Source organism: Roseomonas chloroacetimidivorans (assembly GCF_049629625.1).
Lineage (GTDB): Bacteria > Pseudomonadota > Alphaproteobacteria > Acetobacterales > Acetobacteraceae > Roseomonas > Roseomonas chloroacetimidivorans.
This window is the reverse complement of record NZ_JBNBZS010000016.1, coordinates 130790-143995: the sequence shown is the minus strand read 5'-3', so window position 1 is coordinate 143995 and position 13206 is coordinate 130790. Positions and strand designations below refer to the sequence as shown.

The following is a 13206-nucleotide window of genomic DNA, read 5'->3' as shown; positions in this document are numbered from 1 at the left end:
CTGAAGGGCGAGAACCAGTTGCCCAAGCTCATCCAGGGCGTCACATTCAAGAACGGCGTCGAGGTCACCAACACGCCAGCACAGAACGCCGCCTGATCACCGCGTCACCCAAATTCCCGCATAGCTCGTCGTGACGTACTCTTTGGCTCTTCGGGGTTAGCAGCGAAGCTACGGCCCGGCACAGGGGTGATGATCTCCGCGACCATCTCAGCTGCGGACTCCCGCTCCATCGCGGCCGACTTGGCTTCGATGGGCCTTCTGGTGCTGGATGCTCCGGTATCGGGTGGTGCCGCCAAGGCTGCGGCTGGCGAGATGACGGTCATGGCTGCAGGACCGCGTGCTGCCTTCGATCGGCTGCGGCCGGTGCTCGATGCGGTGGCCGGCAAAGTTTACGTAATAGGTGAGGAGATCGGTCTCGGCGCCACCGTTAAGATCATCCATCAGCTGCTGGCTGGCGTGCATATCGCGGCGGGGGCCGAAGCAATGGCGCTGGCAGCGCGCGCCGGCATTCCCTTGGACACCATGTATCAAGTCGTCACCAACGCCGCCGGTAATAGCTGGATGTTCGAGAACCGCATGAAGCATGTGGTGGATGGCGACTACACGCCGCATTCAGCGGTCGACATCTTTGTAAAAGATCTGCGACTGGTAACTGAGACGGCGCTGTCACTCAATTTTCCGCTACCGCTGGCCAGCACCGCCTACACCATGTTCGCGAATGCTAGCAACGCCGGCTTTGGGCGGGAAGACGATGCGGCGGTGATTAAGACATTCGCCGGGATCGCGCTGCCTGGCGTGAAGAGGACTTAGAAATGCGCCTTGGCGTCATCGCAGACGATTTTACCGGCGCAACTGATATCGCCGGCTTCCTGGTGGCCAACGGATTGCGCACCGTGCAGCTCAACGGCGTGCCGCCGGCCGATCTGCAGGTCGAGGTGGATGCCGTCGTCATCAGCCTGAAGACACGGTCCTGCCCGGTGGACGAAGCCATCTCGCAAAGCCTGGCGTCGCTAGAGTGGCTGCGTGCGCATGGCTGTCCGCAGTTCTTCTTCAAGTACTGCTCTACCTTTGACAGCACACCGCGCGGCAATATCGGGCCTGTGACGGATGCACTACTCGCTGCCCTCGGCGAGGACTTTACGGTGATCTGCCCGGTGCTACCTGTGAACGGACGCACCATCTACAACGGTTATCTTTTCGTGAATGGCGTACTGCTAGAAGAATCCGGCATGCGCCATCACCCCGTCACGCCAATGACTGACAGCAACCTAATGCGACTGATGGACGCGCAGTCGCAGGGCAAGAGCGGCAATGTGCCCAGCAGCGTCATGGACCAGGGGCCTGACGCCGTCCGCGCCGCGCTGGCCCGACTGAAGGCCGAGGGCTGCCGCTATGCCGTGCTGGACGCGTTACACGATGCGCATCTCGTGGTGATGGGTCAGGCGGTGGCGGACATGAAGCTGGTCACCGGCGGGTCCGGGCTGGCGGATGGCATGGCTCGCGCATGGAGCATGGACGGCGACGCTGCGGCTGCGGCCGCCGAGGGGCGTCCGGCGAAGGGCAGGGCCGTCATCCTATCCGGCTCCTGTTCGCAAATGACCAATGCCCAGGTGGCCGCTTATCGCGGAGCGGCCCCCGCCCTGGCCGTTTCGGTGGAGCGCTGCCTCTCTGAGCCCGGATATGCGGAGGAACTGGCCGCCTGGGCGCAGGCGCAGCCGGCTGATGGGCCGGCACCGCTGGTCTATGCCACCACGGAGCCAGCAAAGCTGAAGGAGCTGCAGGCCCGGTTTGGCGCGGCGGAGGCGAGCGAGGCAGTGGAGCGCACCTTTGGCGCGTTGGCGCAACGGCTGGAGGCCGCTGGCTTCGACCAGTTTATTGTTGCGGGTGGGGAGACCTCGGGCGTCGTCACGCAGTCCCTCGGGATCACCGGCTTCCATATCGGGCCGCAGATTGCGCCCGGTGTTCCCTGGGTCCGCGCTGTTGGAAAGCCGCTGTCGTTGGCTCTGAAATCCGGCAATTTCGGGCAGGAGCGCTTCTTCTTCCAAGCGCAGGATCTAGCCGCCTGAGCATCGGAAAGGAGATCGAGCATATGCCGCGTTTCGCTGCCAACCTGTCGATGATGTTCACCGAGCTAGCCTTCCTCGACCGCTTTGCTGCGGCGGCGAAGGCTGGCTTTGGTGCCGTAGAGTTCCTCTTTCCTTACGAGCATCCGCCGGAAGTCGTGGCTTCCCGCCTGAAGGACGCAGGTCTGGTCCAGGCGCTATTCAACATGCCACCCGGCGACTGGGCGGCCGGTGAGCGCGGCATGGCCGCCATTCCCGGCCGCGAGCAGGAGTTTCGCGAGAACGTCGCTGTGGCGCTGCGCTACGCGAAGGCGCTCGGATGCAAGACGCTTCACGCAATGTCTGGCATTACCGACGGGATGGACCGTGCCGCCTGCGAGACCACCTTCGTCGAGAATTTCCGCTTCGCCGCCGATGCTCTGGCCCCTGAGGGAATCACCCTGCTGGTAGAGCCGATCAACAGCCGCAATATGCCCGGCTACTTCATCGCACATCAGCTTGAAGCGGTGGCCTTGGTGGAGCGTATCGGTCGGCCGAACGTCTCGGTCCAGCTCGACCTCTATCACGCGCAGATCATGGACGGCGATCTGACCAAGCTGATCGAGAAGATGACGGGCAAGTTCGCACATGTGCAGATCGCCTCGGTGCCGGACCGGCACGAGCCGGACGAGGGCGAGCTGAACTACCCACATCTCTACGCAGTGCTGGACCGCGTCGGCTATCAGGGGTGGATCGGCTGCGAGTACAACCCTCGCGGTGAGACCACGGCCGGCCTCGGCTGGTTTGCGCCGTACAAGGCGCGCTGAGGCCATCCATGATTCCTGCCGAGCGGCAGAACCTGATCGTCGCTCGGCTCTCCGGCCGTGGGGTGCTGAGCATCACCGAACTCACCGAGTTGCTCGGCGTCTCGCACATGACGGTGCGGCGGGACATCCAGCAGCTTGAGCGCGAGGGGCGTGTCATGTCTGTGGCGGGCGGCATCTCGCTGCCACAACGCATCTCCTTCGAGCCTTCGCATCTCAGCAAGGCGGCCATGGCGCATGCGGAGAAGGCAGCCATTGGGCGGCTGGCGCTCGAGCTGATTCCGTCTGGCGCTGCCATCTATCTCGACGCTGGCACCACCACCTTGGAGATCGCGCGCGGACTGGCCGGGCGAGATGATATTGCGGTGGTTACCAATGATTTCGTCATCACCGCCCTCCTGACGCGGGAGGGACGCTGCCGCCTCTATCACACCGGCGGCGCGGTCGAACGAGAGAACCAGTCCTGCGTCGGCGATCCGGCCGCCGAGGCAATCCGCCGCTTCAATTTTGACGTTGCTTTCATCTCGACCTCCTCCTTCGGGCTGCGCGGCGTCTCCACGCCCTCGGAGAACAAGGTGGCGGTCAAGCGTGCCGTCGCGCAAAGCGCGACCCGCAGTATTCTTGTCACTGACAGCAGCAAGTACGGCCGCATTGGCACCTTCAATGCCGTACCGCTCGAGGCGCTGTCAGCCATCGTCACCGATTCCGGCCTGCCGGAAAGCGTCCGCGCGGCCATTGGCCAGCGGGGGATCACCTTGCATATCGCCACGCCGGACATCGGCTCATAAGGGGCAGTTCCGAATGAAGATCATCGTCACCGGCGGCGCCGGCTTCCTGGGAAGCCGGGTGATCCGCGCATTGCTGGCGCAGGGCGGCGGTAAGGACGGCGTACCCTCCTTCGACGGCATCGTCTCGGTCGACCTCGCCTCCTGCCCGGTACAGGACTCGCGTGTCACCTCGGTGACCGGCGACATTGCCGATCCGGAATTCGCTCGCCGTGTCATCGGCGCTGATACGGTCGGCGTCTATCATCTGGCAGCCGTACTGAGCGGCGGGTCGGAGCAGGATTTCGACTTGGCCATGCGGGTCAACGTCGATGGCACTCGCGCGCTGCTGGAGGCGGCCCGCGCGACCGGCCGCGCACCGCGCTTCGTCTTTACCAGTTCCCTGGCCGTCTTCGGTGGCGAGATGCCGGAGGTGGTGCCGGAAACCATGGCCCTACAGCCCGCCTCCACCTATGGCGCGCAGAAGGCGATCGGAGAGTTCCTGGTCAACGATTATTCCCGTAAGGGCTTCATCGATGGCCGCGTCTGTCGCCTACCGACCATTGTAGTGCGCCCGGGCAAGCCGAATTCTGCCGCTTCCTCCTTCGCCAGTGGCATCATCCGCGAGCCCCTGGCGGGAATTCCGGCCAACTGCCCGGTGCCACTCGAGACGCGGATGTGGCTTTCCTCGCCCGATGCGGCGGTGGCTAACCTTGTCCATGCCCTTGCCGTGGATGGCGCGCGCATCGGCCATTGGCGCACCCTGAACCTGCCGGGGATTTGTGTAACTGTTGCCCAGATGCTGGCCAGCCTGGAGCGGGTCGGTGGCACTGGTCCTCGTGCTCTGGTTAGCCATGAACTGGAACAGCGCGTGATCGACATCGTCTGTTCTTGGCCCGGCGAATTCGATGTCAGCCGTCCGCTGGCGCTCGGCTTTACGCGCGACGGCGATTTCGATTCCGTGGTGCGTCAGTACAAGGACGAATTCGTCCGCTGATTTTTTTGCCGCCGGGCGTAGGGTCCGGCGGACCTCATATACTACGGGAGACTCCAATGAATGCTGCCGCGAGCGCGGTCGGCCCAGGGGCGATTGTTGGCCTCGTTATCGGTATCGTACTGCTGATTTTCCTGGTGCTGCGCACTAAGATCCACGCCATCGTGGCGCTGGTGATTGCCGCCTCCATTGCTGGTCTTTCCGCGGGCATGGCGCCGGATGCCGTGGTGCGCTCCATTACCACCGGCTTTGGCAGCACTCTCTCGACCATCGGCCTGGTTATCGGCTTCGGCGTGATGATGGGCCGTATCCTGGAAATCTCCGGCGCCGCGGAGAAGCTGGCCATAACGCTGGTCCGTTGGCTGGGAGAGAAGAAGGAGGAATGGGCGATGATGGCCACAGGCTACATCGTCTCGATCCCGATCTTCTGCGACAGCGCCTTCGTCATCCTCAACCCGCTGGTGCGGGCGCTGGCGCGCAATACCGGTCGCTCCGTCCTGACCTTGGGCATGGCGCTGGCTGGCGGCCTTATGCTGACCCACCACGCCGTGCCGCCGACACCAGGTCCGCTGGGCGCCGCTGGCATCTTCAATGTCGATATCGGCCTGATGATCTTCTGGGGCGTGGTGCTGACGCTGCCGGCAACCTTCACCATAATCCTCTATGCCCGCGCCATGGGTCCGAGGATCGAGGCGATGATCGTGCAGGACACCGGCGAAGCGCTGTCCGGCTCCGGTGCGTTCGAAGAGTTCAAACAGGACGCGGCCGTGCGCGAGAAGGAGCTGCCGCCGCTGTGGCTCTCCATGCTGCCGATCGTGGTCCCGATTCTGCTGATCTTTATCAATACCGTGGTGGCCGGCTTCGTCGCGGCAAGTGGCGACAAGGCGCTGGCCGCCCATCCGCTGGTGCAGATCTGTGCCTTTATCGGCAATCCTGTGATCGCCGTGGGCCTTGGGGTCGTCATTGCTGTGTACGGGCTGGCCGGAAAGCTTAGCCGGCATGACACGACGGCGGAGCTGGAGAAAGGCATCGAGGCCGCCGGTATCATCATGCTGGTGACCGGCGCGGGCGGAGCGCTGGGTGCAGTGCTGCGCGACAGCGGAACGGGCACATATATCGGCCAGTGGGTGGCGACCTTGCCGCTGCCGGCCGTGCTGATTCCTTTCGTCATCGCTACGCTCGTGCGTCTGATTCAGGGTAGCGGCACCGTGGCCATGATCACCGGCGCGTCGATCTCGGCGCCCATCCTGGCGCAGATCCCGGACGTGAATCTGGTCTTTGCGGCGCAGGCGGCCTCTATCGGTTCAATGGTCTTCGGCTACTTCAATGACAGCTACTTCTGGGTCATCAATCGCATCCTCGGCGTGAAGAGCGCGAAGCATCAAATGCTGACCTGGTCCATCCCGAGCACCATCGGATGGGCGACCTGCCTGGTCACGCTGCTGGTGGCTAACGCCATCTTCGGGTGATCTGATGCGGGGCGCCGCGGTGCGGCGCCCCAAGCACTTCGAGTTCTACTCCTCGGCCCCCGATCCTCTCTGAACGGAATGAACCTATGACCGAGTCGGAACTGCGCGACCTCCTCGTCGAACTCGGCGCTAGCCTCTTCGCGAGGGGCTATTCAGTCGGCAGCGCAGGCAACATCAGCGTCCGCCTGCCGGACGGGTACCTGATGACGCCCACCAATTCCTCACTTGGCCGGTTGAGGGCCGAGCGGATCAGCAAGCTTGACCTGGCCTGGAACCATATCGGCGGTGACAAGCCCTCCAAGGAAGTCTTCATGCATCGTGCGGTGCTGACCGCGCGACCGGAGGCGGGGGCGGTCGTGCATCTGCACTCCACATATGCCACCGCCATCGGCTGCCTAGCCGGGCCGGGAGATGCGCAGCCGATCCCGCCACTGACCCCCTATTTTGTGATGCGTATCGGCCGGAAGCTGCCGATAATCCGCTACTACCGCCCTGGTGACGCCGCGATGGAGCAGGACATCCATGAGGCGGCGAAGGAGGCACGTGCCGTGCTGCTGGCTAATCACGGCCCTGTGGTTTGCGGCAAGTCGCTCATCGATGCGGTCTATGCGGCGGAGGAGCTGGAGGAGGCGGCCAAGCTGGCGCTGCTGTTGCGCGGGCAGAAGGCGCGGGAGCTGAAGCCGGAGCAGGTGGAAGATTTGCTCCATACCTTCGGCTGAGCGGAGAAATCGGCGCAGAGCCGGGAGGTGGTTCCTCTAGCCAGGGCCAGTCTTCGCCTCCGATGGTGCAATTTGGCGGGGTACACGGCCCAGGCAGTCGGATCAGACTGGCCGGGAATGACGGTTTTCAGAGGTGCTGCTTCAAGACAGGCGGGCATATCTGACGGCCTGAAGAGCTTGGGCGGCTCCGATTCCTCAAAGACCAATCGCAGCGAGACCAGCCGGCCCTGGGAGAGCTTGGCCTGCTTCCGCCGGGCCACGATGTCCGGGATGTTCAGGCAACGGAGGGGCCGATGAGTACCTCGACCCGACCGTCGACAACACGTGTGGGAAAGGTGCAGAGGCCGCGCTCAACGGGGCTGCTAAGAGCCTCTCCTGTCCTCACGTCGAACTGCCCGCCATGGAGCGGGCACTCCACTACCGTGCCGTCGAGCCAGCCGTCCGACAGCAAAGCATAGGCATGGGTGCAGACATTGTCAGTCGCAAAGAACTGCCCACCCACATTGTAGAGGGCGATCTGGCGGTCCTGGACCCGGAGAGCGAGGATCTCACCCTCTGCTACCTCGTCGGCGGCCGCCGCAGCGTGCCATGAACCGGCTTCGTCGGACATTCAGCCTCTCTCCATCATCACACGCTGTAGAAGTCCAGCGCCGTCGGAATCATGTCGTTGGTCAGCAGCACCTTCTTGCGCGCGATCCGCCACGTACCGTCATCTTCCCGCCGGAAGCTGTGCTCGTAGCGCCCGAAATACATATGCTGCCTGGAGACCCGTGGGTCGAAGTCATGCACCGTCCAGCTGGATGTTGCCTCGATCATGGTTTCTGCCACCTGCATCGGCAGGATGTTGCACACCATGTGGACCGTACGCGGCAGTGGCATAGCTGTCACCGACTTGCGCGTGCGGATCCTCATAATCCGCTCTTCCAGGCCAATGCGCGACGGATGGTATATCAGGGAGATCTCGCGGTCAGGATCGCTCGTCGTGCGGTGCTCGTCGGTCCAGGCTGGGATCCAGAACACGGCATCCTCGGTATAGAGGGCGAGCCAGGCGTCCCAATCCTGCCGATCGAGATATAGGCCTTCGCGGTAGAGGAGGTCGGCGCAGATCGCCGCAGCGGCCGTGTCGATCATTCCGCAGCCCTCACCTCGCCGCGCGACAGCAGCCGCCGCCATTCGCGATAGCATGCGTGGAAGCACGTTTCGTCTCCGAAGCCGAGCGAGCCGACCGCTTCTGCCGCAGGCGTCACGCCGATTTCGGCGGCAAGCGACGGCGTATTCCCGGCACGGCCGAGGCCGCGCGCGTAGCCTTGTGTCCAGCCGTCGGTGTCGGCCGCATAGCCGGACTGGCAGTACTCGTACATCACGTTGTCGTCCGAGGTGGCCAGGCCAGTAGGATTGAAGAAATCCTCATATTGCCGGATCCGCAGGCGTCGCGCTTCAGCATCCTCCCCGATTGGTGCGAGGCAGTGCGAGGACATCTCCGTCCGGTCTGGCGCCAGCGGGCGCCATGTGCGGAGCTGCAGGGAAACGATGTCGATGATCTGCAAGTTCGGGAAGATCGTCAGATTGCGCTGGCGCAGCATCCACTTCGTCCGCGCCTCGCCCACGCGTTCGCGCACCTCGGCCAGCCGCACCTTATCGAAGGCCAGAGGACGCAAGCCGCGCGGTGGATTGCGGATGGACCACATGACGGAGTGACCGTTCGCGAAACTGAAGCTGCCCTGGGCTTCCGGATCCGTCTCGGGCGGCGGGTGCACCGCGGGCGGGTTGCGCTTCGCCCGCTTCTGCAGCACGTCCACATAGGAGCTATGGGTCGACCCGAAGTGATAGAAGTCCAGCCCATTCTCAAGCTGGAGCTTCCAGTTGGCGTCGTAGGTATAGTTCACCGGGCCTGGGACAAATTCCCAGCCGGTGGAGCTCTGGTCGAGCACCAGGTCCAGCATGGCCCGGGCTTCACCGAGATGTTCCTCCAGGGAGGGCACATCGGGCGACAGGCTGGCGAAAAGCAGCCCGCGGTAGTTGCCGAAGCGCGGTACGCGGATGAGGTCGTGGCTCTCCTGGTCAAAGGCCTCGGGATATTGGCCCTCCTCCCGGTCAGTGACGAGCGTGTTCCGGCCGGCGCTGTCATAGGCCCAGCCATGATAGCGGCAGACATGGAACTTCTGCCGTCCTTTGCGGAAGGGGCAGACCACCGCGCCGCGGTGGCGGCAGGAGTTGAGCAAGCAGTGCAGCTGCCCGTCGGAGTCCCGCGTCAGTAGCACGGGCTGGCGGCCAATATGGGTGGTGACGAAGTCGTTCGGCCGCGCGACCTGGTTTTCGAGGCCGACGAAGACCCAAGTGCCCTCGAAGATGCGCTCCATCTCCAGTTGGAAGACGGCAGGATCGCGGAAGACATCGCGGTGTACGCGGAAAATGCCCTTCTCCGGGCGGTCCTCGACCAGCTCGGCGGGGCTCCTGGATCGGTCGCTCATGGCGGGATGCTCCGGGTCGTGGTGGACGGTGGGCATGCGGGTCAGTCGAGCGAGAGGTTCGCGGCGCGCGCAACCTCCTGCCATTTCGTCAGCTCGCCCTTGAGAAAGGCGTCCAGCTCGGGTGCTGAGGAACGGGAGGGCTCCACACCCAGCGGACGCACCTGTGCGCCGAAGCGCTCGGAGGCGACGACGTCCCGAAGGTCGGCCGAGATACGTGCCACCGCATCGGGTGGCGTGCCCGCTGGAGCCACCATCGCCTGGAAGGCAGTGACGGAAAAGCCTGGATAACTGGCGGCGATCGTTGGAACCTGGGGCGCGTCCGACAGTGGCTTGTCGGCGGCCACGGCCAGCAGCTTCAGCCGCCCGGCCTCGACATAGGGCCGTACCGAGCTCCACAGGTCGAACATGAGGGGCACGCGTCCGGCCAGCACGTCGGTCAGCGCCGGCGCGCTACCATTATAGGGCACGTGCTCCATGGCGATGCCTGCCTTCTGCTTCAGCAACTCGCCCGCCATCTGCCCGCCCGTTCCCGGCCCCGGGGAGGCAAAGGTCAGCGGGCTGCTCGCCTCCTTCGCGGTGGTGATCAGTTCCGCAAGATTCCGCGGCGGGAAGTCTGGCGAGGTCACGAGGACGAAGGGAGAGGTGACCAGCATGCCCACCGCCGTGAAGGCACGCGCCGTATCATAGGGCAGGCGCTGGCGCACGGCCGGGTTGATGGCGAAGGAATTGGTGGCGACGCCAATCGTGTAGCCATCGGCCGGCGCTTGGGCGAGCGCATTTGTGCCCACGATCGTGCCCCCACCCCCGCGGTTCTCCACGACCACCGGCTGTTTCCAGCGCGCCGAGAGCGCCTCTGCGATAATGCGGACGATCACGTCCGTGGGGCCGCCTGCCGCGAAAGGGACAATGATGCGCACCGGGCGCGTTGGGAAGGCGGCATCAGTTGCATGGGCAGCGGTGATGCACAGTGACGCCATGGCCGGGGCCAGCAAAGCCGCCCGCCTGGTCCAGTTCCTCGTCATTTGTTCCTCCCCGTTTCATGTATCTCGTTGCACGTCGTCAGCCAGCGGCTCGGGCCGGCGCCGCTGCCGCTGGCAACCGGGCCGATGGGTCGGCCAGCAGCGCACCAGGCACCGGCTGTCGCGCGCGGATGACCTTGCGGAGCATCGCGATGTCACGACCGTTGTTCACAGCGACGGCTCCAACCGGACAGCCTGCCGCGTCGACCGAGATCAAGGTCCAGCGATTTGAAGCAAGATCGCCGCGCGCGACTGTTTCCACGCCCATGTCGGGCAGGCCAATGGATTGAATATTGTGGCCGAACTGGTCGGACCAGAGCCAGGGTAGCTCCTCATATACTGTCGGCAACCCGCACATGGCACGCGCCGCAGCCAGGGGCTGCTCGGAGGCTGTCTTCCAGGATTCGACCCGACGGCGAAGCCCGCCCTGGCCGTATATGGGGTGGCAGGTCACCTCACCGGCGGCGAAGATCGCGGGGTCGTCGGTGCGGCAGGCCTCGTCGACCAGAATGCCGTCACCGACCGCAAGGCCGGCGGTCTCAGCCAGTTCCATGTTCGGCCGAATACCGATGCCAACGACCACGGTGTCAGCCCGGAGCGGTTCACCGGCCAGTTCCAGCACTGCTCCACCGCCCGGCGCTGCCTTGATCTCCCCCACGGGGGCACCCAGGCGAAGCGACACGCCTTCATTCTTGTGCAGTGCGGCCACCCAGTGGCTGAGCGCCTCCGGCATACCGCGCGCGAGAAGGCGCGGTGCGGCTTCGATCACAGTAACGCGGCAGCCGAGCGCATGCGCGGCAGCCGCGACTTCCAGGCCAATAAAGCCGCCGCCGACCACGGCTACATGCCGGCCATTCGTCAACCCGGCCCGCAGCCGTGCCGCGTCCTCCAGCCCACGCAGTAGATGGACGGGGGCCCCTGGCTCCGTTGGCAGGGCCAAAGGGCGAGAGCCCGTCGCGAGCAGCAGGCGGTCGTAGGGCAGTTCTTCGCCCCTTGCTGTGGCAACGCAGCGCCTGGCGCGGTCGACCGCCACTGCGCGCTCCCCAGGACGGTGTCGGATATGGAGGGAGGCGTATTCCCCGGTGCCCGGCAGGCAAAGCGCCTCCGGTCCCGTGCGGCCAAGCAGGAGGTCCTTGGAGAGGGGAGGCCGGTCATAGGGCAGTCCCAGCTCCTCGCCGAGCAGGGTTATGGAGGCGTCGGGCTCCAGGCGGCGCAGTTCCAGGGCGGCGCGATGGCCCGCGAGGCCGGCGCCGACGATGACATGGCGCCGGGGCGCATCCCCGCTTCGCAGGCTTGGCGGCGCATCGGTGATCATCGTGCCGGCGTCCTCTCCCCTGGGCCAGGGAGTCACCACGTCCAGCTCTGTACAGGTAGTATCAGATCCCGGAAATTTTAATCAGCACAGATGCCGAGCTGGGCAGGAGGGAAGGGGGATGCGGCGCTACGAGGCGGTGATGGATCTCGTGCGGCGGCAGGTCGAGGCCGGCGCGCTGCGCACCGGCGACCGAATGCCCTCAATCCGGATGATGGCTGCACGCATGGGCTGCAGTGCCATCACTGTGCAGCACGCCTACGGGCTACTGGAGAGCGCGGGAGAGATCCGGTCCCACCCGCGATCCGGCTTCTTCGTGGCCCAGCCACGGCGCAGTCCCGCGGAGTTTACGGACGACCCGGGGCTTGGGCTCCCCGCCGAAGGGCGTCCAGTGAGTGTGGACGAACTCGCCTTCCGGGTTGCAGCCCCCTGGCAGCGCGACGGGCAGGGCGCCTTCGGTGCGGCGCTACCAAGTCCCGACCTCTTTGACCGGGTGGGACTGCACCGGCAGCTCGCTCGCGTCCTCCGGCAGACGGTCGGGCGGGCCGGAGACGCTGGCGGGCCGGAGGGGGATCCATTGCTGCGCGAGGCGATCGCCCGGCGGGTAGCACGGCGTGGCGTGGTGGTCAGCCCCGAGGAGGTCGTGGTCACCGGGGACGGCATGGCCGGCCTCAATCTCTGCCTGGACGTGCTGACCGAGCCGGGCGACGTGGTGCTGGTGGAGAGCCCCTCCTTCTTCCCGCTTCTCGCCGCCTTGCAGCGGCGGCGTTTGAGGGCGCTGGAGATCTACTCGCATCCTCGCCATGGCGTTGATCCGGACCAGTTTGAGCATCTCCTCCGCACCAACCAGGTCCGGATCGGGCTCATGATGCCGGTCCATCACCATCCGACCGGCATTACCTACTCGGAGGAGGTGATGCGCCGGATCGTCGCCGCGGCGACGCGCCACGGGGTGCCTATCGTTGAGTGCGATCTCTATGGCGAGCTGAGCCACCGGGAGGAGGTGACGCCCTCCCTTAAACGCTTCGACCCCGAGGACATGGTGCTACAATTCGGGAGCTTCGCCAGCACACTTGCACCAGGCTATGGGCTCGGCTGGGTACTGGGTGGGCGGTACCGCCGGAGGCTGGTGGAGCACCAGTTCCTCAATGGCATGGTCTCCGGTGACGGCATGCGGCAGCGGGCGGTGGCGGAGTACATCCAGCAACGGAGCCACGACCGGCGACTGAAGGCTCTGAGGGCCACGCTGGCCGCGCGCATGCGGCAGGGCCTGGAACTCGTCGCACAGCTTTTCCCCACGGGCTGTGCTGCGTCGCGCCCGTCCGGGGGGTTCATGTGTTGGGTACGCGGTCCACGGGACTTCGATGCGTTGGCGGCATCACGCCGCGCGCTGCGGATGGGTATTTCGCTCGCACCCGGCCCGATGTTCTCAGTCACCCGTTCCTTCGACAGCTTTGTCGGGCTAAACCTGTCCTTCGCCTGGAATACAGAACGCTTAGAGCAGTTTCGGATGGTTGCGGAGATCCTGTCGGAAGATTCCCGGCGGATCGGTGTGCCGTATGTGCCGCTCGGCTCTCGCGATCCCTGAAGGT

13 protein-coding genes are annotated in these 13206 nt (G+C 65.0%); 8 read left to right on the top strand and 5 right to left on the bottom strand.

Annotation, left to right across the window (positions count from 1 at the left end; all coding sequences use genetic code 11):
• Positions 1 to 120: 120 nt before the first annotated feature.
• The 7 genes from ltnD (at position 121) to otnC (ending at position 6812) form a co-directional block, all read left to right on the top strand.
• The gene (gene ltnD / locus ACO1BU_RS14445; protein WP_481133219.1) at positions 121 to 810 is read left to right on the top strand and encodes an L-threonate dehydrogenase; all 690 of its coding nucleotides are present in this window, start codon (positions 121 to 123) and stop codon (positions 808 to 810) included.
• A gap of 2 nt (positions 811 to 812) precedes the next feature.
• Positions 813 to 2066 carry a 3-oxo-tetronate kinase gene (otnK, locus tag ACO1BU_RS14440; protein WP_424136661.1) on the top strand — a complete coding sequence of 418 codons (1254 nt, stop codon included), beginning with the start codon at positions 813 to 815 and terminating at the stop codon, positions 2064 to 2066.
• Positions 2067 to 2089: 23 nt separating this feature from the next.
• A complete protein-coding gene (otnI, locus tag ACO1BU_RS14435) occupies positions 2090 to 2869 on the top strand; it encodes a 2-oxo-tetronate isomerase (protein WP_424136660.1) in 780 nt (259 codons plus the stop codon).
• A gap of 8 nt (positions 2870 to 2877) precedes the next feature.
• A complete protein-coding gene (locus ACO1BU_RS14430) occupies positions 2878 to 3654 on the top strand; it encodes a DeoR family transcriptional regulator (RefSeq protein ID WP_424136659.1) in 777 nt (258 codons plus the stop codon).
• Between the two features lie 13 nt (positions 3655 to 3667).
• The gene (gene denD / locus ACO1BU_RS14425) at positions 3668 to 4627 is read left to right on the top strand and encodes a D-erythronate dehydrogenase (RefSeq protein WP_424136658.1); all 960 of its coding nucleotides are present in this window, start codon (positions 3668 to 3670) and stop codon (positions 4625 to 4627) included.
• Positions 4522 to 6093 (top strand): GntP family permease, encoded by a 1572-nt coding sequence (locus ACO1BU_RS14420; protein WP_424136657.1) that lies wholly within the window; start codon positions 4522 to 4524, stop codon positions 6091 to 6093. The genes denD and ACO1BU_RS14420 overlap by 106 nt, the downstream gene beginning before the upstream one ends.
• 86 nt (positions 6094 to 6179) lie before the next feature.
• Positions 6180 to 6812, top strand: a complete 633-nt coding sequence (otnC, locus tag ACO1BU_RS14415) for a 3-oxo-tetronate 4-phosphate decarboxylase (protein ID WP_424136656.1) — start codon at positions 6180 to 6182, stop codon at positions 6810 to 6812.
• A 274-nt stretch (positions 6813 to 7086) separates the two neighbouring features.
• On the opposite strand, the gene ACO1BU_RS14410 is transcribed toward otnC, so the two are convergent.
• From ACO1BU_RS14410 to ACO1BU_RS14390, 5 genes are read right to left on the bottom strand one after another with little or no spacing between them, the layout of a single operon-like run.
• A complete protein-coding gene (locus ACO1BU_RS14410; protein WP_424136655.1) occupies positions 7087 to 7422 on the bottom strand; it encodes a non-heme iron oxygenase ferredoxin subunit in 336 nt (111 codons plus the stop codon).
• A gap of 17 nt (positions 7423 to 7439) precedes the next feature.
• The gene (locus tag ACO1BU_RS14405) at positions 7440 to 7943 is read right to left on the bottom strand and encodes an aromatic-ring-hydroxylating dioxygenase subunit beta (protein WP_424136654.1); all 504 of its coding nucleotides are present in this window, start codon (positions 7941 to 7943) and stop codon (positions 7440 to 7442) included.
• Entirely contained in the window at positions 7940 to 9283 is a 1344-nt protein-coding gene (locus ACO1BU_RS14400; protein ID WP_424136653.1) for an aromatic ring-hydroxylating oxygenase subunit alpha, read from the bottom strand. The genes ACO1BU_RS14405 and ACO1BU_RS14400 overlap by 4 nt, the downstream gene beginning before the upstream one ends.
• Positions 9284 to 9324: 41 nt before the next feature.
• Positions 9325 to 10305: a Bug family tripartite tricarboxylate transporter substrate binding protein gene (locus ACO1BU_RS14395; protein ID WP_424136652.1), complete on the bottom strand. Its 981-nt coding sequence runs from the start codon at positions 10303 to 10305 to the stop codon at positions 9325 to 9327.
• A gap of 37 nt (positions 10306 to 10342) precedes the next feature.
• On the bottom strand, positions 10343 to 11617 hold the full coding sequence (locus ACO1BU_RS14390; RefSeq protein WP_424136651.1) for an NAD(P)/FAD-dependent oxidoreductase: 1275 nt from the start codon (positions 11615 to 11617) through the stop codon (positions 10343 to 10345).
• Positions 11618 to 11735: 118 nt separating this feature from the next.
• Between ACO1BU_RS14390 and ACO1BU_RS14385 the strand changes: the two genes are divergently transcribed.
• A complete protein-coding gene (locus tag ACO1BU_RS14385) occupies positions 11736 to 13202 on the top strand; it encodes an aminotransferase-like domain-containing protein (protein ID WP_424136650.1) in 1467 nt (488 codons plus the stop codon).
• The last annotated feature ends 4 nt before the right edge of the window (positions 13203 to 13206 follow it).

Coding starts and splice junctions, on each gene's coding strand:
- otnK (WP_424136661.1), top strand. CDS start 813: ATGCGCCTTGGCGTCATCGCAGACGATTTTACCGGCGCAACTGATATC.
- otnI (WP_424136660.1), top strand. CDS start 2,090: ATGCCGCGTTTCGCTGCCAACCTGTCGATGATGTTCACCGAGCTAGCC.
- ACO1BU_RS14430 (WP_424136659.1), top strand. CDS start 2,878: ATGATTCCTGCCGAGCGGCAGAACCTGATCGTCGCTCGGCTCTCCGGC.
- denD (WP_424136658.1), top strand. CDS start 3,668: ATGAAGATCATCGTCACCGGCGGCGCCGGCTTCCTGGGAAGCCGGGTG.
- otnC (WP_424136656.1), top strand. CDS start 6,180: ATGACCGAGTCGGAACTGCGCGACCTCCTCGTCGAACTCGGCGCTAGC.
- ACO1BU_RS14410 (WP_424136655.1), bottom strand. CDS start 7,422: ATGTCCGACGAAGCCGGTTCATGGCACGCTGCGGCGGCCGCCGACGAG.
- ACO1BU_RS14405 (WP_424136654.1), bottom strand. CDS start 7,943: ATGATCGACACGGCCGCTGCGGCGATCTGCGCCGACCTCCTCTACCGC.
- ACO1BU_RS14400 (WP_424136653.1), bottom strand. CDS start 9,283: ATGAGCGACCGATCCAGGAGCCCCGCCGAGCTGGTCGAGGACCGCCCG.
- ACO1BU_RS14395 (WP_424136652.1), bottom strand. CDS start 10,305: ATGACGAGGAACTGGACCAGGCGGGCGGCTTTGCTGGCCCCGGCCATG.
- ACO1BU_RS14390 (WP_424136651.1), bottom strand. CDS start 11,617: ATGATCACCGATGCGCCGCCAAGCCTGCGAAGCGGGGATGCGCCCCGG.
- ACO1BU_RS14385 (WP_424136650.1), top strand. CDS start 11,736: ATGCGGCGCTACGAGGCGGTGATGGATCTCGTGCGGCGGCAGGTCGAG.